Raw genomic sequence first — 23,325 nt, forward strand, 5'->3', positions numbered from 1 at the left:
CTCCCCCTTATGGGGCACTTCAGTACACGTCACGCAGGTAACGCTTGGCGCGATTCAGTTCGCCGACATAAGCCTCGGCCCGTTCCACACTCATGCCACCGTGCTGCTGCACCAGTTGCTTGAGCGCCGTATCAACATCGCGGGCCATGCGCCCGGCATCGCCACAGATATAGAAGTGCGCGCCCTCCTCCAGCCAGCGCCACAGCTCGGCACCCTGCTCAAGCATGCGCTGCTGCACGTAGATCTTCTGCGCCTGGTCGCGGGAGAAGGCGGTGTCCAGGCGGGTCAGGTGACCGTCGCGCTGCCAGGCCAGCAACTCGTCGCGGTAGTAGAAATCGGTGGCCGCCTGCTGCTCGCCGAACAGCAGCCAGTTGCGACCGTGGGCCCCTTCGGCCTGACGTTCCTGCAGGAACGCGCGAAACGGCGCCACACCGGTGCCGGGGCCGACCATGATCACCGGCGCCGTGCTGTCGCCAGGCAGGCGAAAGTGTGTGGTCGGCTGCGCGAATATCTCGACCCGGCCAGGCTCGCTGCGGTCGGCCAGGTAGGTCGAGCACACGCCCTTGCGCTGGCCGTAACGGACAGTGGAAACCGTCAGGTGCACTTGATCCGGATGCAGCTTCTGGCTTGAGCTGATCGAGTACAGCCGCGGCTGCATGGGTTTGAGCAGGTCGAGCCAAGCCTGCAGGCTCAGTTGGGGCTTGCACGCATGCACCAGGTCGATCAGTTGTTTGCCCCACAGCCAGTCCTTGAGCGCAGCCTTGTTGTGCGGCTCAAGCAATGCGCGCAGTTGCGCATCACCCGGGGCGAAAGCCTCGAGCAACTGCGGGGTAATGCGGGCGATCTCCAGGTGCTCAAGCAATGCCTCGGCCAAGGGCATGTCGGCCTGGCCCTTGAGGCTGACGCAGTGCCCGCCATCGAAGCGGGTTGCGGTCAGTAGCTCATCGACCAGCGCCGGACAGTTGCGCGGCCATACACCCAAGGCGTCGCCGGCGTGATAGGTGAACCCGCTGTCGCCCAGATCGAACACCAGTTGCCGGGTTTCCTTGACCGCGCCAGGGCCGTTAAGCAGGCGGTTGCCGACCAGGGTGGCTGGCAACGGCCGGGTCTTGCTGAAACCGCTGGCCGTTGGCGTTGGCGCTTCGAGCAGCAGTTCGCCGTGGCCCAGTTTGCCCAGCAGTGCCTGCAGCCATTGCCCCGTCGATTCATGCAAATCGCCCTCGCAATCGACCCGTTCCAGCAAGCGCTTGGCGCCCAGTTCGGCCAGGCGCTGATCGAGCTTACGACCAAAGCCGCAGAACTGCTCGTAGCTGGAATCCCCCAGGGCCAGTACCGCATAAGGCACGCCGACGCAGCGTTGGGCATGCTCGCCATGCAGGCCGCGCCAGAACGCCGCGCCGCTGTCCGGCGCATCGCCGTCGCCGAAGGTACTGGCGATCAGCAGCAGGCTGGCGGGGCGGTCCAGTTGCTCCAGGGCCAGGTCTTGCATGCAACTCAACTGCACCGGCAAGCCGACCTGGCGCAGGCGTGCGGCGCACTGCTCGGCCAGGGCCTGACTGTTGCCGGTCTGCGAAGCCCAGAGCAGCAGGTGCTGGTCCTGCACTGCCATGGTTTGACGATCGATCTGGGTGGCGTTGATGCGCTCGCCGGCAACCCGGCTCAGGGCCACCGCGCAGTACTTGAAGGCCGGTTGCAGCGACAGCGGATCGACCGCGTCGCTGGTGACGGCATTGATCGCCAGGTTCTCGCCATAAACGTCGTTCCAGTGAAACGGCGCAAAGCAGTTGCCCGGCAGCACCCGAGCGGTAATCCGTGCCGGCAGCAGCGCCTGCCCGCGTCGGGAGCGGATCTGCACCTGATCCTTGTCAGCGATGCCCAGGCGCTCGGCATCATCCGGGTGAATCTCTACGAACGGCCCGGGGTCGAGCTTGTTCAGCGCCGCCACCTTGCCGGTCTTGGTCAGGGTGTGCCACTGGTGCTGGACCCGACCAGTGTTGAGCACCAGCGGAAAGTCGGCGTCCGGCAGCTCGGCGGCGGGCAGCCAGGGCCGGGCGAAAAAGCGTGCCTTGCCGCTGCGAGTGGGGAAGGCAATGGCCGGTACTTCGCCTTGGCCGTCGTGGCGCAGGGCCTGGCTGACGCCGTCGTTGCGATAGCGCAACGGGCTGCGGTCATTGTTGCGCCCAGGCTCACACGGCCACTGCCGCGGCGCCTCACGCAAACCGGCGTAGCTGACGCCGCGCACATCGTAACCGGTGGCCGGGTTCCAGGCCTGGCGCAGCTCGTCGAACACCGCTTCGGCATTGGCGTAACTGAAGGCCTCGGCGTAACCCATGGCGCAAGCGATTCGGGCGATGATCTGCCAGTCGGGCAGGCTCTCGCCCGGCGCCTCGACGGCCTGGTTCATCAAGGTCAGGTTGCGCTCGGAATTGACCATAACCCCCTCGCCTTCGGCCCACAGCGCGGCGGGCAAGAGGATATCGGCGTAACGGTTGGTCTCGGTGTCGAGAAAGGCGTCCTGGGTGATCACCAGCTCAGCCGCCTGCAACCCTTCGATCACCTGCTGGCGATTGGCGACGCTGGCCACCGGGTTGCTGCAGATGATCCAGCAGGCCTTGACCTGCCCGGCGGCGAGGTTTTCGAACAGCGCCACCGTGCCGTCACCGGCTTCGCTGCGCAGGCTGCCAGCGGGGATCTGCCACAGTTGCTCGACAAAGGCGCGATCGCGATCGACCAATGCCGAACGCTGCCCCGGCAAGCCCGGGCCCATATAGCCCATTTCTCGCCCGCCCATGGCGTTGGGCTGGCCGGTCAGCGAGAACGGCCCGCTGCCCGGCCGACAGATAGCACCAGTGGCCAGGTGCAGGTTGCACAGGGCGTTGCTGTGCCAGGTGCCATGGATGCTCTGGTTCAGGCCCATGGTCCAGCAACTCATCCACTCCGGGGCCTGGCCGATCCACTTGGCGGCCTGGCGGATATCGGCCTCGCTCAGCCCGGTGAGGGCGGCAACTCGCTCAGGTGTGTAGTCCTGCAAAAAGGCCGGCATGTCCTCCCAGCCTTCGGTGTAGCGCTGGATGAACTCGGCGTCGCACTGGCCGTTTTCCAGCAGCAGGTAGAGCAGGCCGTTGAGCAGCGCCAGGTCGCTGCCCGGTTTGATCTGCAGGAACAAATCGGCCTTGTCGGCGGTGGCGCTGCGCCGCGGGTCAACGACGATCAACCGGGCCCCGGCCTTGAGCCGGTCGAGCAGGCGCAAAAACAGGATCGGGTGACAATCGGCCATGTTCGCGCCGATCACCAGGAACACCTCGGCGCGGTCGAAATCCTGGTAGCTGCCGGGCGGCCCGTCGGCGCCCAGCGACAGCTTGTAGCCGCTGCTGGCGCTGGCCATGCACAGGCGCGAGTTGGACTCGATATGGCGGCTGCGGACAAAGCCCTTGGCCAGTTTGTTGATCAGGTACTGGGCCTCCAGCGACATCTGCCCGGAGACATAAAAGCCCAGGGCGTCCGGGCCATACTTATCAATGATCGCCCGCAGGCGCCGGGCCGCCTGTTCTATAGCGGTGTCGATGGCGCGCTGCACCGGGTCGCGCTGGCGCTGCTCGCGCACATAGGCATGCGTCGTGCGCCCGGACGCACTCAACGGTTGATGGGCGGTGAGGCCCTTGGTGCACAGGCGGCCAAAGTTGCTGGGGTGCTGTTTGTCGCCACTGATCTTGGTCACCCGCCCGCCTTCGACGTTCATGACGATGCCACAACCGACGCCACAATACGGGCACACGCTGCGCACGCTGGTGCTGCTCATCGGCCTACCTCCTGATTGCGCAAACAAAAAGGCGCCCTGCTGCCCCGGCCTGAATGAACAAGCGGGGGCAACACGGCGCCTTTGTCGTGAACGGGGCAATCTGCGTTGATTGCCGGATGCTCAGGCTGTAGCAAGGGTCGCGCCACAATTGGCAGCGCCTTGTGCGGCGCGGTTCAGGCGTTCAGGGCGCCTGCCCGGCCGCACTGCATTGGGCCGGCCTGCACCATCGGATGGCACAGCCAGCGGGCCAGGCCTTATCATGGGCAGACATTCCGAGAGATGAAAAACCTCCTCCCATGAACCAAGTGGTTTTGAAAAACGCCGAACAACTGGCCCTGATGCGCAATGCCGGGCAATTGCTCAGCCAGGTGTTCGCCCACCTCGACAGCTTCATTGCTCCCGGGGTCAGCACCCTGCAGATCAACGACCGGGCCGAGGCCTTTATCGTCGATGTGCTCAAGGCGCGCCCGGCGAGCAAGGGCCAGTACGGTTTTGCCTATTCGCTCAATACCTCGGTCGACCATGTGGTGTGCCACGGCGTGCCGCATGCCGATGAGGTGCTCAAGGCCGGCTCGATCGTCAACGTCGACATTACCCTGGAACAAGGCGGCTACATTGCCGACTCGTCGAAGATGTACTGCCTGGGGCAGATCGATGCAGCCGCCCAGCGACTGGTCGACACCACCTATGCCGCGCTCTGGCAAGGCATTCGCCAGGTGCGTCCGGGCGCGACCCTGGGCGATATCGGCCACGCCATCCAGCGCCATGCCGAGGCAGCGGGCTACAACGTGGTGCGCGAATACTGCGGCCACGGCATCGGCCGGCAGATGCACGAGGCGCCCGAGGTTCTGCATTACGGGCACAAGGGCAGCGGCCTGCAGCTCAAGCCGGGGATGGTGTTTACCATCGAACCGATGATCAACCAGGGCGGGCGCGGGGTGCGCACGCTCAAGGACGGCTGGACGGTGATCACCCGCGACCGCAGCCTGTCCGCGCAATGGGAGCACACCATCGCCGTCACCGCCGAAGGTTTCGAAGTGCTGACCCTGCGCGAAGAAGAGCGCGCCATGCTGGTCCACGCTTAAGTCAGTTTGCCGCGCACCGCGCGGCTCTCTACAATCCGCGCCATTACGGCCGGCACCCGCACATTTTCCTACCGGCCCCGGAGCTTTTTCATGGAAGAAATCGAGCAGCACTGGCTGTACGCCCTTTCCGCCCCCATGGCCGCCCTCAACGGCGCCAGCTACACCGCCGCGACCTACTTCGAGACTTACGACGAAGACGAGACCGACCTCAAGAAGTGGTGGGGCATCCACAATCGCCAGGAGCTGCTGAACATGCTCAGCATGGCCGACACCGGCCATGCCCTGGAGCTCAAGGACGCCTATTGGCAAGCCGCCCGCTGCCTGCCCAGCGAATGGCCGCAGGTGCTCGAAGCGCTGACCCCGCGCCAGCGCATCCAGTACGAATTCGCCCGGCGCACCCTCGGCGACTGCGGCCAGGGTGGTGTGCGCGCCTGGGACCTGGGACGCATGGGCTACCTGCTGCGTGCCGGGTTGCGCAAAGGCTACCTGAGCATTCATGAAAGCCACTATCTGCAAGGCCGCCTGGCCGTGCGCGCCCGCCACTACTACAACGGCTGGGACCGCTACCTGGCCGGCTACCTGTTCGGCAAGGCGCTGTGGAACTGCTCCAGCGCCAGCGACGAAGAACTGGCGCAATGCCTGGAGCGCCAGGGCAGCGAACACTGGAACCGCTGCATCATGATGAACCTGAGCCACGACGCCCTGGGCTTTTTCGCCAGCATCCCCTGGGACCTGCCGCTGAACCTGCCGGAACGCCCTGACACCCTGCAAGGAGGCTGGTCATGAGTTGCTGGATTCACCTGGGCATCGAGCCGACCAACGATCCCGATGTCATCCGCGGCGCCTACCGCGCACTGCTGCCGCAGCACCACCCGGAAACCGACCCGCAGGGTTTCCAGGCCTTGCGCGAGGCTTACGAGCACGCCCTGCGCCTGGCCCGCGACGAGCCGGATGAGGCCGCTGAGGATGCACAGCACGACGATTCGGCGCCGGTGCGCAATGCCCTGATCGAACAGACCATGAGCGACTTTTCCAAGTTGCTCGGCGACCCTGCCCGCCGCTTCGATCCCCCGGCCTGGCAGGCCTTCATCGATGGTTTCAGCGGCCTGACCCTGGGTGACCAGGAGCAGGTCAGCTGGCACTTGCTGTACCGGCTGATGGAAACCGGGCCGTTGTCGCACGCCTGCGTGCAACTGATGGCCCGGCACCTGGGCTGGGAAAACGAAGTGCTGCGCCTGGAAGATCCGCGCCAGGCTGACGAATTCCTCGAGCGCATCAGCGAACCGGACCCGTTCGACACCAGCTTGATGAAGCACTGGTCGATGCCAGTGCAAGTCGAAACCCTGTGGTATGCCCGGAACCTGGATTTCCTCTACCACACCCGGCCGCTGTTCGAGTTCGAAAGCTTCGTCAGCCTGCACACCTGCCAGCCGTTCCCGGATGACCCGGCCTATATCCAGCGCCTGCTGGTCAAGCTGTGCCAGGCCGGCATCGGCAGCAGCAGCTTCTTTGCCCTGATCGCCGAGCAGCAACGCCAGGCGCCGGACGATATCGACCTGCTGTACCTGCTCGCCTGCCAGGCCAGCGACACCGGCCAGGAAGAACTCGCCCGCCAGTGCTGGACCCGCCTGTGGCGCGAGCACCAGCATCCGGAAGCCGCACGCTGGCTGCTCAACCTGTGCGCCAAGCATCAACCGCAGCGCTTGGCGCTGTTGATCCAGGCCCTCGACCGCCTGGAGCCGGTGTATGAATGGCCGCAAGACCTCAACGATCCGGCACAGATCTGGGGCAGCCCGTCGCAGCGCCCGGAAACCCTGACGCGCTGGTTCGACGCCGCCCGTGACGAGCAGGAAGGTATCGCCGGCGAGTTCATCAAGTGGCGCCTGGACGGCAAGGACGAACTGCCGCTGCTGGCCTGGCTGCTCGACGACCAACTGGATCGCCAGCTGCAGCGCCTGTACCGCCACGCGTGGGCCCTGCACCGCGGTGACAGTGGCCTGCTGCGACAGATCATGGCCGAGCCGCTGGGCGACGATCCGCTCGACCAGCTGATTATCGAAGGCTTCAAGTACCAGGCCGAACAGCAGTTGCGCTGGCTCGAGCAGTCACCGCTGGCCCTGGCCCTGACCGCCTTTATCAACAGCCCGGCGGCGCAACCGCAACTGCCCGAGGTGCTGCAGGAAGGCCCATGCCAGACAGTCGCCCGCGACTGGCTGCGGCGCATGCGCAGCTACCCGGCCGCGACCCTACCGAAGCTGACCGCGCTGATCAAGCCGGCCAACCTGATGCCGACGCCTTTTGCCCTGCAGCTGCTGTCCGACCTCGCCGAAGCCGGCATCGAACTGCCACGCCCGCCTGCCGACGACGGCCTGTGGACCTGGCACCGGCAGAACCTGTTCATGCTTGCCCTGGTCGAACAGCCCGAGCGTTGGCTGGCGATGGTGCCGGCGCAGTTGCTGGCCAGCCTGCCCTACCCGGCGGAGCATCCGTTCGCCCGCCTGCAGCAACTGTTGCTGCGCCTGCAAAGCCAGCAAGGCAATGTCGATGGCCTGCTCGGCTGGCTGGATGACAACGATCCGCTGCAGTGCTTTATCGGCCAGCGCCTGTCGACGGTGCAACAAGCCCTGGACAGCGCCAAGCTGCCCAGCAACCTGAAACTCTACGCCTGCCTTGAGAACGACCCGCGCGCCTTTGATGAAGACGTGCTGGGCATGATGGTGCTATGCGCCGTCCTCTATCACGACCCGACCCTGAACGCCGAACAGCATGGCAGCCTGCTGCGACGCATCTCTACCTTGACCTGCCCGGATGACTGGTTCGAGCCGTTTCGCAACGGCCTAATCAAGGGCGAGCCGGTGCGCCCGCCACGCAAGGTGCTGGAAGAAGACGAACTGATCAACAGCACGCTGTTCTACAGCATGCTCGACAGCCTCAAGGACCTGGCCCGCTACGGCCGCGCCGGGGTACCGCGGGCCAAAGTGCTCAAAGAGCTGCAGCGCGGCAAGGATTACCCGGGCATGGACGCCGGCATTCGCGCAGCGATCACCGCCTTGCTGTCGTGGTCCGAACGCCTGCTGCTGGAAAACTCCGGCAGCCAGCCGGTACCGGCCTCGCACCTGTGGAAACTGGGCAGCCGCCTGGGCCGCAAGGGTTATGGTGTGCAGGTGGCCGTGAGTGTCCTTCTCGGGCCGATCCTGACCTTGATGGCCGGCAGCGCGATCGAGCAGATATTCTTCGGCCTGCTGTTCGTCGGTGTGCTTGGCAGCGCCACGCTGCGCCGCCTGCACGACATTGGCCGGGGCATCCCGATGATGATCATCTTCGTGATGCTGATCCCGTTCCTGCAGTTCTTGCCGCTGGTGCTGTTGCTGCTACCGGGCGAACCGCTGCCCAACCGCTACGGCGTGCCGCCCGGCAATCAGCCGCAGGACACCTTGGAGGGTGGCCTGCAGGCCGCCTTGCGGCGGCTCAACGGTCAGTAACGCATGTCGTCCAGCGCCTCGATCAGGCGCTGGCGGGCCCCGGCGATCTCGCTCGACTCCTGACCGGCCAGGATCGCGCTGAACTCTTTGAGCCTGTCGCCGATCGCATCGCGCTCAGGCCCCAGGCTCTGCGCCCAGGCCCGCTCCAGGCGGGCCAGCAAGGTGCGGTTGGGCAAGGCGTCGCGCGGGTGGATCTTCAGCCCGGCCAGGCGCTCATGGCTGGCCTGGCGCGCCTCGTCGTCAAGCCCGGTGGGGCTGCGATCGATCACGTGGCTGAATTGCTCGCGCGTCTGCGGCAAGGTCACATCGACTTCCAGCAGGCCGTTGATGTCATAGCTGAAGCGCACGTCCAGGCGCTGGATCTTGCCGTTGGGGGTCAGCGGGATCGTGAAGGCGTCGACAAAGATGTTGTCTTCGACCCACGGCCGTTCACCTTGGTAGACACGGATGCTGATGGCTTTTTGCTCAACATGGGTGCTGTAGAACGGCTTGATCCGTGAGGTCGGGATCACCGTATTGCGGTCGATGATCGGCGCAAATATCTCGGTCTGGTAGTCGCCATCCATTGCCGCAATTCCCAGGGTGTAGGGGCAGACATCGGTGAGGATCAGCTCTTCGATCGCCGAATCGCGCGCCTTGCATGCCGCCTGGGTGGCAGCACCGAGGGCAACGATGGTGTCCGGGTCGAGGTGGCGGTAAGGCAGGCGGCCAAACAGGGTCGAGACCATCTGCTGGACCACCGGCATGCGCGTGGCGCCGCCGACCAGCACCAGGCTGTCGAGGTCACTGGCACGCAGCCGCGCATCGCGCAGGGCCTGCTCGATCGGCGCGCGAATCCGCGCCAGCAACGGCGCCCAGATCTTCTGCGCGCGGGCTTCATCCAGCAGCCACTGGCGGCTGACGCCATCACCGTTCCAGCTCAGGTGCTGCTCGCCTTCGCCCAGCTTGCACTTGAGCTGCTCGATGGCGTCGGCAAGGCTGGCCAGGGCCTGGGGCGCGAGCATCGTCGGCTTGAGCTGCCAGTCTTGCAGGCAGGCCTGAAGCAAAGCGCCGGTAAAGTCTTCGCCACCGAGGAAGTTGTCGCCGGTCGAGGCATACACCTCGATCAACGGCAGCGCGTATTCCAGCACCGTGACGTCGAAGGTACCGCCACCGAGGTCGAAAATCAGCGTGCGTTCGAACTTCTGCTCGTGCAGGCCGTAGGCCATGGCCGCGGCGGTCGGTTCGTTGATCAGGCGCTGGACTTTCAGCCCGGCAAGCTCGGCGGCAAAGCTGGTGCGCTTGCGCTGCTCGTCGCTGAAATAGGCCGGTACGGAAATCACCGCTTCGCTGATCGGGCAGCCGAGGAAGGCTTCGGCATCGGCCTTGAGCGCACCGAGCACCAGCGCCGAGAGCTCTTCCGGGCTGAAGGCCTGCTCACCGAGGCTGATCTTTTTTTCGCTGCCCATGAAACGCTTGAAGGCAGCAGCCGTGCGTTGCGGGTGGGTGGTCAGTCGTGAACGCGCGGCCTTGCCAACCAGGATGCTGCCGTCTTCGTCGAGGCTGACCACTGAAGGCGTGAGCACGTCGCCCAGGGCGTTGGGGATCAGTTGTGCCCGGCCGTCCTGCCAGACCGCCACCAGGCTGTTGGTGGTACCCAGGTCGATACCCAGCATTGGCGCCGGGGAGGTGCTTGCATCCTGCATGTGTGATCTCTTGCTCAGAAGTGGGGCTGGCACGGAGAAAAACAGTAGCGTCCCAGCGTACTGGTGGATTCTGGACGAATTCCAGAAACAAAAAAAGCGACCCTAAGGTCGCTTTCTTTGTGGCTTCAGGGTGTTCAGTGGGCCCTGAAGCTAAATATGGCGCAGCGGACGGGACTCGAACCCGCGACCCCCGGCGTGACAGGCCGGTATTCTAACCGACTGAACTACCGCTGCGCGATACACTGAGAAGTGGTGGGTGATGACGGGATCGAACCGCCGACCCTCTGCTTGTAAGGCAGATGCTCTCCCAGCTGAGCTAATCACCCTTCGTCTCGGTGTGGCGCGCATTCTACGGAGCACCGAACACTCTGGCAAGCACTTTTTTAAAAAAATTTTTCAGGCGTTCCAAAGACTTAGCGGTGCTTGGCCTGAAGCGCCCGCTCGGAGTTTAATGCCCTCCTTATGTGTTGAGGAGAGATTCACCCCATGTGGTTCAAAAACCTGCTGACCTACCGCCTGACCCAGGACATCCCGTTCGACCCCGAGGCACTGGAAACCGCTCTGGCCAGCAAGCCGGCTCGCCCCTGCGCCAGCCAGGAGTTGACCACGTACGGCTTCGTCGCCCCGTTCGGCAAAGGTGAAGACGCGCCCCTGGTGCATGTCAGCGGTGACTTCCTGCTGATCGCCGCGCGTAAAGAAGAACGCATTTTGCCCGGCAGCGTCGTGCGCGATGCGGTTAAAGAGAAGATCGACGAGATCGAAGCCGAGCAGATGCGCAAGGTCTATAAGAAGGAGCGTGACCAGATCAAGGACGAGATCATCCAGGCCTTCCTGCCGCGTGCCTTTATCCGCCGCTCGATGATCTTCGCCGCCATCGCCCCCAAGCAAGGCCTGATCCTGGTCAACTCGGCCAGCGCCAAGCGTGCCGAAGACCTGCTGTCGACCCTGCGTGAAGTGATCGGCTCGCTGCCGGTGCGCCCGGTGACCGTCAAGATCGCCCCGAGCGCGACCATGACCGACTGGGTCAAAACCCAGCAAGCGGCGCCGGACTTCTATGTACTGGACGAGTGCGAGCTGCGCGACACCCATGAAGACGGCGGCATCGTCCGCTGCAAGCGCCAGGACTTGACCAGCGACGAGATCCAGCTGCACCTGGGTACCGGCAAGGTGGTCACGCAACTGTCGCTGGCCTGGCAGGACAAACTGTCGTTCGTGCTCGACGACAAGATGGTCATCAAGCGCCTGCGCTTTGAAGAACTGCTGCAGGACCAGGCCGAAGAAGACGGCGGCGACGAGGCCCTGGGCCAGCTCGATGCCAGCTTCACCCTGATGATGCTGACCTTTGGCGAGTTCCTGCCGGCGCTGTTCGAGGCATTGGGCGGGGAAGAGATCCCACAGGGGATCTGACTTTAAGCTTCAAGCTTCAAGCTGCAAGAGAGAGCAACAGCCACCCGCGCTGCCTTTGCTTGCAGCTTGTCGCTTGCAGCTGATAGCTTATGCCCCCTGTGAGGACGGCCTCACGACGCACCGCGTGACCATTCCGGGGACGGCCCCATCACTTGATGGAGACTCTGCATGTCCTGGATCATCCTGTTTTTCGCCGGCCTGTTCGAAGTCGGCTGGGCTGTCGGCCTGAAATACACCGACGGCTTTTCCCGCCCGCTACCCACCGTACTCACCGTCGGCGCCATGGTCATCAGCCTCGGCCTGCTGGGCCTGGCCATGAAGGAATTGCCGCTGGGCACCGCCTATGCCATCTGGACCGGGGTCGGCGCCGTCGGCACGGTGATCGCCGGGATCATCCTGTTCGGCGAATCCATGGCCCTGGTGCGCCTGGTCAGCGTGGCGCTGATCATCTGTGGCCTGGTCGGGCTCAAGGTCAGCGCCAGCTGACCCCGCCCTGCCCTGTCAGCGTGAGTCGCCGCGCAAGGCGCTGACCCGCTCACGCAACAACGCCGGCTCTGCCGCTTCCACCGGGACGGCAGAACCGGCCACCAGGGTCACCCGCGACCACAAGCGGCGAAAGAAACCCTTGGCCGGATCGCGGCTGAAGAAACTCCCCCACAAGCCCTGCAATGCCATCGGGATCACCGGCACCGGCGTCTGCTCGATGATCCGCCGCAGGCCGCCCTTGAACTCGTCGATTTCACCGTCACTGGTCAGCTTGCCTTCAGGGAAGATACACACCAGCTCGCCATCGGCCAGGTACGCGGCAATCTGCTTGAAGGCCCGCTCGTAGGTCTCGGCATCTTCATTGCGCCCGGCAATCGGGATCGCCCCGGCGGTGCGGAAAATGAAGTTGAGTACCGGCAAGCGGTAGATCTTGTAGTACATGACGAAGCGGATCGGCCGGCGCACCGCGCCACCGATCAGCAACGCATCGACGAACGACACATGGTTGCACACCAGCAGCGCTGCACCCTGGTCCGGAATCTGCTGCAGGTCGCGGTGCTCGACGCGGTACATGGAATGGCTGAGCAGCCAGATCATGAAGCGCATGGTGAATTCGGGCACGATGCGGAAGATGTAGAAGTTCACCGCAATATTGAGCAGCGACACCACCAGGAACAACTGCGGGATGCTCAGCTTGAGGACACTCAGCAGCACCACGCTGAAGACCGCCGAGACCACCATGAACAGCGCGTTGAGGATGTTGTTGGCGGCAATCACCCGCGAGCGTTGATCCTCGGGGGTGCGCGACTGGATCAGCGCATACAGCGGCACGATATAGAAGCCACCGAACACACCCAGGCCGAGAATCGACCCCAGCACCCACCAGGCCTGGCCAATGCCCAGCACCGCCAGCCAGTCATACGGCGCGGCCGCCGGCTGGATCTCACCGGAGTGCCACCACCAGAGCAGGCCGAACAGGCTCAGGCCAAAGGAGCCGAACGGCACCAGGCCGATTTCCACCTTGTGCCCGCTCATGCGCTCGCACAGCAGCGAGCCGACAGCGATGCCCACCGAGAACAGGGTCAGGATCAGAGTCACCACGGTCTCGTCGCCATGCAGCCATTGCTGGGCGTAACCGGGAATTTGCGTCAGGTACACCGCACCGACGAACCAGAACCACGAGTTGCCGACGATCGAGCGCGACACCGCTGGCGTCTGCTTGAGGCCCATGCGCAAGGTGGCGATCGTCTGGCTGGCGATGTTCCAGTTGATTTTCAGCGCCGGCGTGGACGCAGCGGCGCGCGGGATGGCGCGGCTGGACAGGTAGCCGAGCACCGCCACCAGCAGCACTGCCGACGACGCCCAGACACCGTAATGGGCGCTGGACATCAGCACCCCGGCACAAATGGTGCCGGCCAGGATGGCCAGGAAGGTGCCCATTTCCACCAGGCCATTGCCGCCGACCAGCTCTTCTTCGCGCAAGGCCTGGGGCATGATCGAGTACTTCACCGGGCCGAACAGCGCCGAGTGGGTGCCCATGCCGAACAACGCCAGGAGCATCAGCCCCGGAATCTGGTTCAAGATGCCGATGGCGCCGACCGCCATGATGGCGATCTCGGCCAGCTTGATCACGCGGATCAAAGCGTCCTTGGCGTACTTCTCGCCAAACTGCCCGGCCAGCGCCGAGAACAGGAAGAACGGCAGGATGAACATCAAGGCACAGGCATTGACCCAGATGGCAGTGTCCTGGCCATGGGAGCTGGCGATTTTGTAGAGAAACAGCAGGATGACCGACTGCTTGAACAGGTTGTCATTGAACGCACCCAGCGACTGGGTGACGAAGAACGGCAAGAAGCGCCGTTTGCCAAGCAGGCTGAATTGTGAAGATTGACTCATCGTCCGTGTACCTGAGTGGGGCTTTGTTATTGGATACGCGCAGGCCGCACAAAGCCACAAACACTCAGGTAAATGCAATCTACTTGTTCAGCCCGGCAATGCACGGCGATACAAACAGCTCACCGCGCCAGGCGCCACGCAGGGTCAGGGCCGTGACCAGCAACCACATTGCCGCCAGCGCCAGCACCAGCAGCATGCCCATGTGCAGGAAGAAACCGAGGCCCAGCCAGGCCGCCAGCTTCAGGGTGGCCAGGGTGTACACCCCGAGCGGGAAGGTAAAGCCCCACCAGCCGAGGTTGAACGGCATGCCATGGCGGATGTAGCGCAGGGTGATCAGCACGGCGGTCAGCAACCACCAGAGCCCGGCGCCCCACAGCACGATACCGGCGATCAGGCCCAGGCCACGGGCGATTTCACCCAGGCTGCCGAGGCCGTTGGCAGCGAAAATCGCCGGGGCATCGGCGCCCAGCAGCAGCATGCCCAGCGCACCGGTACCGATCGGCCCCAAGGCCAGCCAGCTCGATGCGGCCATGTTGGCATGCGGCAATTTGTGCAGGGCCATGCGCAGCATGAGGATGGTGAGGATGCTGAACGCCACCGGCAACGACACCGCCCACAGCACGTAGCTGGTGATCAGCACCTGGAACTGCGCATGGGCATCCACCAGGTGCGGCGCCAGCAGGCCGCCGCTGGCAGCGGCGACTTCCGCGGCCACCACCGGCAGCAACCACACCGCGGTCATCTGGTCGATGCTGTGTTCCTGGCGGGTGAACATCAGGTAGGGAATGGCCACCCCGCACAGCAGCGCCAGGCCGACGTCGAACCACCACAGCGCTTCGACCCACGGCAGGATCCCTTCGCCCCAGCGATTGATGCCGAACACCAGGCAGCCGTTGAGGATGGTCGCCAGGCCCATGGGGATGGTGCCGAAGAACATCGATACGGTGGAATGGGCGAAAATCCGCCGCGCTTCATCGAAGAACATGACCCAACGCGCGGTGTACAGCAGGGTAAACAGCACGAACAGGCCGATGGTCAACAACCACAGCGATTCGGCCAGGCCACGCAGGCCGGGTACATCGACCTGTGCCAGGGCCAGGGCGAGCACGCCGGTGCCCATGGTCGCGGCGAACCAGTTGGGGGTGAACTGACGGATCACTTCACGCGGGTGCGCCAGCTGGCTCAGCGGGCGTAACGGCGAGGTGCGGGTTTGGCTGCAAGACATGATGGATTCTCCTGTCCTCCGGTGAGGTTGTATCCATCTTAGGCCGGGAAAATATATCTATATAACGGGTATTTTCTCTATCTGTTATCGGTTTTACAGATATACAGATTTCACTGCCCGCGGCGTATGCTCGGCAGCGATAACAACAAGGACGTGGTCACTCAATGCTCACCGCTATCAAAGGTTACTCGGCGCAGGTACGCCTGCTGCTGGCAACTACCTTCATCCTCACCCTCGCCCGTGCAATCACCCTGCCCTACCTGGTGGTCTACCTGGCGCAGAACTTCGCCCTGGATATCAGCGGCATCGGCCTGATGATCGGCGGTGCGCTGATAGTCGCCTCGTTGCTGAGCCTGTATGGCGGCTACCTGATCGACACCCTGCGCAGCTACACGGTGATCATCGCCGCGACCCTGACCTTTACTTTGGCCTTTGTCGGTGCGGTGGTCAGCCGCGAACTGAGCCTGTTCTTCACCTGCCTGGTGCTGATCAACCTGGCCCTGGCGGTGGTGGACATCGCCGCCAAAGCCGGCTTCTGTGCACTGCTGCCGCTGGAAGAACGCAGCGAGGTGTTCTCGATCAAGTACACCCTGAGCAACGTCGCCTACGCGGTCGGGCCCTTCGTCGGCGTGGCGCTGGTGCTGCTGGACGATCACCTGCCGTTCCTGCTCTCGGCGCTGCTGGGCCTGGCCATGTGCCTGAGCTACCAGCGCTGGGGCGAGCGCGCGGCGCGGGCGCGGGTCGAAGGCGGCGAACAGGCCGGTTTCTTTAGCGTTGGCGGGCAACTGGTCAAAGATCGCCGGCTGATCTGCTTCACCCTCGGTGGCGCCTTGAGCGCGGTGGTGTTCGGCCAGTTCACCGCCTACCTGTCGCAGTACCTGGTGGTGACCAGCAGCGCCAGCGAGGCGGCGCGCTACATCAGCTACCTGGTGGCCACCAACGCGGTCACGGTAATTGCCCTGCAGTACGTGATTGGCCGGCGCATCAGCAGCCGCCAGTTGATGCCCTGGCTGATGGCCGGCATGGCGCTGTTTCTGGTTGGCCTGCTGGGTTTCTCGCTGGCGCAAACGCTGCTGGCCTGGTGCCTGGCGATGCTGGTGTTCACCCTTGGCGAGATCATCGTCATCCCCGCCGAGTACATGTTCATCGACAGCATCGCCCCGGAACATCTGCGCGGCGTGTATTACGGCGCGCAAAACCTGTCCAACCTCGGCGCGGCGCTGGGCCCGGTGATCTGCGGCTTTGCCCTCGCGCACCTGGTGCCGGTGGCGACCTTTTACCTGCTGATTCTTTCGGTGTTGCTGGCGGCGCTGTTCTATTACCTGGGGGCCCGGCGAGCGCCGAATTAAAGCATCGCGGGGTCTACGATGAACCAGTGGGAGCGGCGGTGCGGCGACCCGACTTGCCCCGCGATGAGGCCAGTACAGTCAGCCGCGGGACAAAGCCCGCAGCGGCAAACTCAGAACCGCCGCAACGGCGCACAAAATGATCACCGCCAAGGCATACACCTCGCCGGTCGGCACCAGGCCGAAGCTGCGCACCATCCACCCGGCCAGCATGGCCGGCACGCAGAACGCCAGGTAGCTCAGCACATAGAACGTCGCCATCAGCCCGGCGCGTTCGTGGGCCTCGGCCAGCGGCATGATGCTACGCAACGCTCCAAGGAAGCTGGCGCCAAAGCCGATGCCGGTGACTACAGTGGCGAGGAAAAACAGCCCCAGCTCACCGCGATGCAACGCCAGCAGGATCAACAGCATCCCGACCGGCAACACCCCTGTGCCCAGGCGCAGGATCTGCCCGGCCGGACGCAGCCGCAGGTGGTAGATCGCCACGGCGCCGGTCACCGTCAACGCCGCCACCAGGCCGCCGCCCACCAAATTCGAGGTTGCCCCGGTGGCCTCGCGCGCCAGTGATGGCGCCAGCGACAGGAAGAACCCACCCAGCGCCCAACCGGCGACGTTCACCGGCAGCATACGCAGCACTGCAGCCCGCGCCTGGGGCGGTACATGCAGGGCCGGACGCAAGGATGCCAGGGCGCCGGGCTGGCGGCTGACGCTCTCGGGCAGATGCCACACCAGCAACGCCAGCGTGACGAACAAGCCGAGCAACAGCCAGTAGGCCAAACGCAGCGGCCACGGCGCAAATTCCACCAGCAGGCTGGTACCCAGGGCGCCGCTGGCCATGCCGAGCAAGGGCGTCAGGCTGTTGACCAACGGCCCCTGCTCGCGATCGATATCCAGCAACGCAGCGCCCAGCACGCTGGTAGCCATGCCGGTGGCGAAGCCTTGCAGAATGCGCGCAGCAATCAACCAGCCGACACTGTCGGCCTGCAGGAACAACAGCATGGAGACGCTTTCCAGCACCAATGCAGTGAAGATCAGTGGCCGCCGCCCCAGGTAGTCCGACAGCGAACCGACTGTCAGCAGCGCCGCCAGCAAGCTGACGGCATACACCGCAAAAATCAGCGTCAGGGTTACCGCCGAGAACTGCCAGGCTTGCTGGTACAGGTGATACAAAGGCGTCGGGGTGCTCGAGGCGGCGAGAAAGCCGAGCAAGGCAAGTGCCAGGAACATCAGACGAAAACGCCGTGAGGCCGGGGCTTTGAACAACATGAACATGATCAGCACTCCGCTAAAGCAATTATTTAGCTTTTGCGCAGTCTGCTCGCCTTCATTCCTTAACGCAAACCCTTTGTGTTAAGGTCGACCGATGGCGATTAAAGAAGGTATCCGCACGGGTGGGCGCAGCGCCCGTGTGCAGGCATCGGTACATGCGGCGGTACGCGAACTGCTCAAGGAGCAGGACCGCGCGAGCCTGACCGTGCCGCAAATTGCCGCTCGCGCCGGCGTCACCCCGTCAACTATCTATAGGCGCTGGGGCGAATTGGCCGCCCTGCTCGCCGATGTCGCCGTCGAACGCGTGCTGCCTGACGTGGCGCCGCTGGACACCGGCGAGCTGCGTACCGACCTGCGCGCCTGGACCGAACAGTACCTCGACGAAATCACCTCCGAACCAGGCCGCAACCTGATGCGCGACGTGCTCAGCAGCGCCTGCCCGGGTTACTGCACCAACATCCTGCGCGGGCAACTGCAGGTCATCCTCGACCGCGCCCAGGCGCGCGGCGAGGCCCTGCCAGACATCGAACGCCTGCTGGATCTGCTGGTCGCACCGACCGTCTACCGCACCTTGTTCGCCGAAGCCCCGCCGACCCTGGAACAGCTCTACAGCCTGCTTGACCTGGCCTTGCCCGGCTAAGGCCCTGCGACGCTCTGCCACTGCGACCATCGTCGGCGCTGACGAAGCCTTTGCGGCGTGCCAGACTGATTGATCGAGGTTCGCTGTCAGACTGAATCACCCTTTTGTTTCGGAGTTGTCATGTCGCTGTCCAGTGGGCTGATCGCCGTGGTCGCCCTGGCCTATATGGCCATCATGTTCGCCATCGCCTTTTACGGCGACCGCCGCAGCACACCGCTGCCGCCGCGCCTGCGTGCCTGGGTGTACAGCCTGTCGCTGGCGGTGTACTGCACCAGCTGGACCTTCTTCGGCGCCGTCGGCCAGGCCGCCGAACAACTCTGGGCGTTCCTGCCGATCTACCTGGGCCCTGTGCTACTGCTGCTGTTCGCGCCCTGGGTGCTGCAGAAGATGGTGCTGATCAGCAAACAGGAAAACATCACCTCGATCGCCGACTTCATCGCCGCCCGCTACGGTAAATCCCAGAGCCTGGCGGTGGTGGTGGCGCTGATCTGCCTGATCGGCGTGCTGCCGTACATCGCCTTGCAGCTCAAGGGCATCGTGCTTGGCGTCAACCTGCTGATCGGCGCAGGCGCCGATGCTACTGGCAGCCGTGTGCAGGACACCGCGCTGGTGGTGTCGCTGGTGCTGGCACTGTTTTCGATTGTCTTCGGTACCCGTAGCCTGGACGTCACCGAACACCACCGCGGCATGGTCCTGGCGATTGCCTTCGAATCGCTGGTCAAGCTGCTGGCGTTCCTCGCCGTCGGCGCCTTCGTCACCTTCGGCCTGTTCAACGGTTTCGAAGACCTGTTCAGCAAGGCGCAACTGGCGCCACGCCTGGAAGGCTTCTGGAACGAAACCATCAACTGGCCGTCGATGATCGTGCAGACCGGCGTGGCGATGATGGCGATCATCTGCCTGCCGCGCCAGTTCCACGTCACCGTGGTGGAGAACATCGAACCCCAGGACCTGCGCCTGGCGCGCTGGGTGTTCCCGATGTACCTGATCCTCGCCGCGCTGTTCGTGGTACCAATCGCTCTGGCCGGGCAGATGCTGCTGCCCGACTCGGTGCTGCCCGACTCCTTCGTGATCAGCCTGCCGCTGGCCGAGGCGCATCCGGCGCTGGCCCTGCTGGCCTTTATCGGCGGCGCGTCGGCGGCCACCGGCATGGTCATTGTCGAGGCCGTGGCGCTGTCGACCATGGTTTCCAACGACATGCTGCTGCCCTGGCTGCTGCGGCGCAACAACGCCGAGCGCCCGTTCGAAGCCTTCCGCCACTGGATGCTCTCGGTACGCCGGGTGACCATCGTCGTCATCCTTTTGCTGGCCTATGTCAGCTACCGCCTGCTCGGCTCTACCGCAAGCCTTGCGACCATCGGCCAGGTGGCGTTTGCCGCCGTGACCCAGCTGACCCCGGCCATGCTTGGCGCCCTGTACTGGAAGCAGGCCAACCGCCGCGGGGTGTTCGCAGGCCTGGCCGCCGGGGTGTTCCTGTGGTTCTACACCCTGGTGCTGCCGATTGCCGCCCATAGCCTGGGCTGGTCGCTGGAGCTGTTCCCGGGCCTGGCCTGGCTGCATGGCAACCCGCTGAACCTGCCGATCACGCCGCTGACCCAAGGCGTGGTGCTGTCGCTGGCGGGTAACTTCACCCTGTTCGCCTGGGTGTCGATCCTCTCGCGCACACGGGTGTCCGAGCACTGGCAGGCCGGGCGTTTCATCGGCCAGCAGACCAGCGCCCGCCCCAGCAGCCGGTCGCTGCTGGCGGTGCAGATCGACGACCTGCTGCACCTGGCTGCGCGCTTTGTGGGTGAAGAGCGCGCGCGGCAGAGTTTCATCCGTTTTGCCTATCGCCAGGGCAAGGGTTTCAACCCCAACCAGAATGCCGACGGCGAATGGATCGAACACACCGAGCGCCTGCTCGCCGGCGTGCTCGGCACCTCCTCGACCCGCGCAGTGGTCAAGGCCGCGATCGAAGGCCGCGACATGCAGCTTGAGGACGTGGTGCGCATCGCTGACGAAGCCTCGGAAGTGCTGCAGTTCAACCGCGCCCTGCTGCAAGGGGCAATCGAGAACATCAGCCAGGGCATCAGCGTGGTCGACCAGTCGCTGCGCCTGGTGGCCTGGAACCGCCGCTACCTGGAGCTGTTCAACTACCCCGACGGGCTGATCAGCGTCGGCCGGCCGATTGCCGACATTATCCGCTACAACGCCGAGCGCGGCCTGTGCGGCCCGGGCGAGGCCCAGGTGCACGTGGCCAGGCGCCTGCACTGGATGCGCCAGGGCCGTGCGCATACCTCCGAGCGCTTGTTCCCCAACGGCCGGGTGATCGAGCTGATCGGCAACCCGATGCCCGGCGGCGGCTTTGTCATGAGCTTTACCGACATCACCCCGTTCCGCGAAGCCGAACAGGCGCTCAAGGGCGCCAACGAAAGCCTTGAGCAACGGGTCGCCGAACGCACCCACGAGCTGTCGCAACTGAACCAGGCACTGAGCGAAGCCAAGAGCCACGCCGAGGCCGCCAACCAGTCCAAGACCCGCTTCCTCGCAGCGGTCAGCCACGACCTGATGCAGCCGCTGAACGCCGCGCGGCTGTTCTCGGCGGCGCTGTCGCATCAGGGCGATGGCTTGTCGGCCGATGCCCAGCAACTGGTCCAGCACATGGACAGCTCGCTGCGTTCGGCCGAAGAGCTGATCAGCGACCTGCTGGACATCTCGCGCCTGGAAAACGGCAAGATCACCCCGGACGTCAAACCCTTCGCCCTCAACGAACTGTTCGACACCCTCGGCGCTGAATTCAAGGTTCTGGCCCAGCAGCAAGGCCTGGATTTCCGCCTGCGCGGCAGCCGCCTGCGGGTGCAGAGCGACATGAAACTGCTGCGCCGGATTCTGCAGAACTTCCTCACCAACGCCTTCCGCTATGGCAAAAGCCCGATTCTGCTCGGCGTGCGCCGCCAGCAGGGGCGCTTGTGGCTGGAGGTCTGGGACCGTGGCAGCGGCATCGCCGACGACAAGCTGCAGGTGATCTTCGAGGAATTCAAACGCCTGGACAGCCACCAGACCCGCGCGGAAAAAGGCCTGGGCCTGGGCCTGGCGATCGCCGATGGCCTGTGCAAGGTGCTTGGCCATCCGCTTGAGGTGCAGTCGTGGCCGGGCAAGGGCAGCGTGTTCCGCGTCAGCGTGCCGCTGGCCACGGCGCCGGCGGCCCCGGTGGCCAGCCCTGCCGAACAGGCCGGGCAGCCATTGGCAGGCCTGCAGGTGCTGTGCGTCGACAACGAAGACAGCATCCTCATCGGCATGAACAGCCTGCTCAGCCGCTGGGGCTGCCAGGTATCCATCGCGCGCAATCGCGCCGAGTGTGAAGCCTTGCTGGCAAGCGGCCTGCGCCCGCACCTGGCGCTGGTGGACTACCACCTTGACGACGGCGAGGTCGGCACCGAGCTGATGGCCTGGTTACGCACACGCCTGGGCGAGCCGGTCCCCGGCGTGGTGATCAGCGCCGACGGGCGCAGCGAGATGGTCGCCCAGGTGCATGCCGCAGGGCTCGACTACCTGGCCAAGCCGGTCAAGCCGGCGGCCTTGCGCGCCCTGCTCAATCGGCATCTGAGCCTGGTCCAGTAAGGGCGCTGGCAGCCAGCGGGTCGCCTTCGCTCATGGCGCGCTCGAGCAGGTCGGCCGGCAGGCTCTTGCTGGCCCGGGCACCGAGCAGCTTGAGCTGTTCGCTGCGGCTGATCAGGTTGCCGCGCCCTTCGCAGAGCTTGTTGCGCGCCGCGCTATAGGCTTTGTCGACCTGCTGCAGGCGGCTGCCAAGCTCGTCCAGGTCCTGGATGAACAGCACGAACTTGTCGTACAGCCAACCGGCACGCTCGGCGATCTCCCGGGCGTTCTGGCTCTGGCGCTCCTGCTTCCAGAGGCTGTCGATAACCCGCAAGGTGGCCAGCAAGGTGGTCGGGCTGACGATCACGATCTGGCGGTCGAAGGCTTCCTGGAACAGGTTCGGCTCTGCCTGCAAGGCGGCCGAAAACGCCGCCTCGATAGGCACGAAGAGCAGGACGAAATCCAGGCTGTGCAGGCCTTCGAGGCGGTTGTAGTCCTTGCCGGACAAGCCTTTGACATGGTTGCGCAGCGACAGCACGTGTTGCTTGAGCGCGGCCTGGGCAATCTCGCTGTCGTCGGCGCCAACGTACTGCTGGTAGGCGGTGAGGCTGACCTTGGAGTCGACCACCACCTGTTTGTCGCCCGGCAGCATGATCAGCACGTCGGGCTGAAAGCGCTCGCCGTCGGCGCTCTTGAGGCTGACCTGGGTCTGGTACTCGCGGCCCTTCTCAAGCCCGGCGTGCTCCAGCACCCGCTCCAGAATCAGCTCGCCCCAGTTGCCCTGGGTCTTCTGGCCCTTGAGTGCCTGGGTCAGGTTGGTGGCCTCATCGCTCAGGCGCAGGTTGAGCTGCTGCAGGCGTTCAAGCTCCTTGGCCAGCGAGAAGCGCTCGCGGGCCTCTTGCTGATAGCTGTCTTCGACGCGCTTTTCAAAGGCCTGGATGCGCTCCTTGAGCGGGTCGAGCAACTGCCCCAGGTGCTGTTGGCTGGTCTGGGCGAAGCGCTGTTCGCGCTCATCGAAAATCTTCGTGGCCATTTCGGCGAACTGCGCCCGCAGCTCGTCACGCGAGCCCTGCAGGTCGTCGAGGCGTTGCTGATGGCTTTCCTGCTGTTCGCGCAGCTCGGCGCTCAGGGCTGCGCTCTGGGCGTCCAGGCGACGCAATTCGGCTTCGCGGCTGGCGCGTTCGAGCTGCCAGGCATGGGCGGCATCGCGCGCTTCGTCGCGATCGATCTGCAGCAATTCAAGCTCACGGGCCTGAGCGGCCAGCGTCGCCTGCTTGGCGGCATTGGCCTGGCTCAGGTCGCTGATTTCGTCGCGGCTGGCATCGAGCTGGGCGAGCAAGCCTTCCTGAGCCAGCTGCACACTGCTCAGGCGCTCCTCAAGCAAGGCCGCGTCGGCCTGCCGCGCACTCAGGCGCCGTTGCACCTGCAGCAC

At 64.7% G+C, this 23,325-nt stretch carries 14 protein-coding genes and 2 tRNA genes; 8 read left to right on the forward strand and 8 right to left on the reverse strand.

Translation table 11 applies throughout. The features are described from left to right. Positions 1–19 precede the first annotated feature (19 nt). Positions 20–3,799, reverse strand: coding sequence for a molybdopterin-dependent oxidoreductase (locus ACZ9A3_RS16960; protein ID WP_476252931.1), 3,780 nt, complete (start codon positions 3,797–3,799; stop codon positions 20–22). Between the two features lie 296 nt (positions 3,800–4,095). On the opposite strand from ACZ9A3_RS16960, the gene map reads away from it, so the two are divergent. The 3 genes from map to ACZ9A3_RS16975 all read left to right on the forward strand — a co-directional run bounded on the left by map (position 4,096) and on the right by ACZ9A3_RS16975 (position 8,366). Continuing rightward, entirely contained in the window at positions 4,096–4,884 is a 789-nt protein-coding gene (gene map / locus ACZ9A3_RS16965; protein WP_045195491.1) for a type I methionyl aminopeptidase, read from the forward strand. 90 nt (positions 4,885–4,974) lie between these two features. Continuing rightward, positions 4,975–5,670 (forward strand): DUF1266 domain-containing protein, encoded by a 696-nt coding sequence (locus ACZ9A3_RS16970; protein ID WP_093380348.1) that lies wholly within the window; start codon positions 4,975–4,977, stop codon positions 5,668–5,670. Continuing rightward, positions 5,667–8,366 carry a DUF805 domain-containing protein gene (locus ACZ9A3_RS16975; RefSeq protein WP_093380346.1) on the forward strand — a complete coding sequence of 900 codons (2,700 nt, stop codon included), beginning with the start codon at positions 5,667–5,669 and terminating at the stop codon, positions 8,364–8,366. The genes ACZ9A3_RS16970 and ACZ9A3_RS16975 overlap by 4 nt, the downstream gene beginning before the upstream one ends. Here ACZ9A3_RS16975 and ACZ9A3_RS16980 read toward each other — a convergent pair. The 3 genes from ACZ9A3_RS16980 to ACZ9A3_RS16990 all read right to left on the reverse strand — a co-directional run bounded on the left by ACZ9A3_RS16980 (position 8,360) and on the right by ACZ9A3_RS16990 (position 10,377). Next, positions 8,360–10,051, reverse strand: a complete 1,692-nt coding sequence (locus tag ACZ9A3_RS16980; protein ID WP_476252932.1) for an Hsp70 family protein — start codon at positions 10,049–10,051, stop codon at positions 8,360–8,362. The genes ACZ9A3_RS16975 and ACZ9A3_RS16980 overlap by 7 nt on opposite strands. A gap of 157 nt (positions 10,052–10,208) precedes the next feature. Continuing rightward, a tRNA-Asp gene (locus ACZ9A3_RS16985) sits at positions 10,209–10,285 on the reverse strand. A gap of 16 nt (positions 10,286–10,301) precedes the next feature. Next, positions 10,302–10,377 (reverse strand) — tRNA-Val (locus ACZ9A3_RS16990). A 160-nt stretch (positions 10,378–10,537) separates the two neighbouring features. Here ACZ9A3_RS16990 and rdgC point away from each other — a divergent pair. Together rdgC and sugE are read left to right on the forward strand one after the other, a co-directional pair. Next, positions 10,538–11,458 (forward strand): recombination-associated protein RdgC, encoded by a 921-nt coding sequence (rdgC, locus tag ACZ9A3_RS16995; protein ID WP_045195499.1) that lies wholly within the window; start codon positions 10,538–10,540, stop codon positions 11,456–11,458. A gap of 168 nt (positions 11,459–11,626) precedes the next feature. After that, the gene (sugE, locus tag ACZ9A3_RS17000; protein WP_038993957.1) at positions 11,627–11,944 is read left to right on the forward strand and encodes a quaternary ammonium compound efflux SMR transporter SugE; all 318 of its coding nucleotides are present in this window, start codon (positions 11,627–11,629) and stop codon (positions 11,942–11,944) included. Positions 11,945–11,959: 15 nt separating this feature from the next. On the opposite strand, the gene ACZ9A3_RS17005 is transcribed toward sugE, so the two are convergent. Then, a complete protein-coding gene (locus ACZ9A3_RS17005) occupies positions 11,960–13,840 on the reverse strand; it encodes an MFS transporter (protein WP_093380341.1) in 1,881 nt (626 codons plus the stop codon). 79 nt (positions 13,841–13,919) lie between these two features. Continuing rightward, the gene (locus tag ACZ9A3_RS17010) at positions 13,920–15,065 is read right to left on the reverse strand and encodes a TDT family transporter (RefSeq protein WP_093380339.1); all 1,146 of its coding nucleotides are present in this window, start codon (positions 15,063–15,065) and stop codon (positions 13,920–13,922) included. A 164-nt stretch (positions 15,066–15,229) separates the two neighbouring features. On the opposite strand from ACZ9A3_RS17010, the gene ACZ9A3_RS17015 reads away from it, so the two are divergent. Next, positions 15,230–16,414 carry an MFS transporter gene (locus ACZ9A3_RS17015; RefSeq protein ID WP_093380337.1) on the forward strand — a complete coding sequence of 395 codons (1,185 nt, stop codon included), beginning with the start codon at positions 15,230–15,232 and terminating at the stop codon, positions 16,412–16,414. A 78-nt stretch (positions 16,415–16,492) separates the two neighbouring features. On the opposite strand, the gene ACZ9A3_RS17020 is transcribed toward ACZ9A3_RS17015, so the two are convergent. Beyond that, the gene (locus ACZ9A3_RS17020) at positions 16,493–17,683 is read right to left on the reverse strand and encodes an MFS transporter (RefSeq protein ID WP_213603483.1); all 1,191 of its coding nucleotides are present in this window, start codon (positions 17,681–17,683) and stop codon (positions 16,493–16,495) included. Positions 17,684–17,774: 91 nt separating this feature from the next. On the opposite strand from ACZ9A3_RS17020, the gene ACZ9A3_RS17025 reads away from it, so the two are divergent. After that, positions 17,775–18,320, forward strand: coding sequence for a TetR/AcrR family transcriptional regulator (locus ACZ9A3_RS17025; RefSeq protein WP_093380335.1), 546 nt, complete (start codon positions 17,775–17,777; stop codon positions 18,318–18,320). Positions 18,321–18,440: 120 nt separating this feature from the next. Next, complete coding sequence (locus ACZ9A3_RS17030) at positions 18,441–21,917, forward strand: PAS domain-containing hybrid sensor histidine kinase/response regulator (RefSeq protein ID WP_093380333.1); 3,477 nt, start codon at positions 18,441–18,443, stop codon at positions 21,915–21,917. Here ACZ9A3_RS17030 and ACZ9A3_RS17035 read toward each other — a convergent pair. Continuing rightward, positions 21,889–23,277: a DNA recombination protein RmuC gene (locus ACZ9A3_RS17035; protein ID WP_176794326.1), complete on the reverse strand. Its 1,389-nt coding sequence runs from the start codon at positions 23,275–23,277 to the stop codon at positions 21,889–21,891. The genes ACZ9A3_RS17030 and ACZ9A3_RS17035 overlap by 29 nt on opposite strands. Positions 23,278–23,325 lie beyond the last annotated feature (48 nt).

The sequence above is a fragment of the Pseudomonas sp. TE4620 genome (assembly GCF_056279045.1).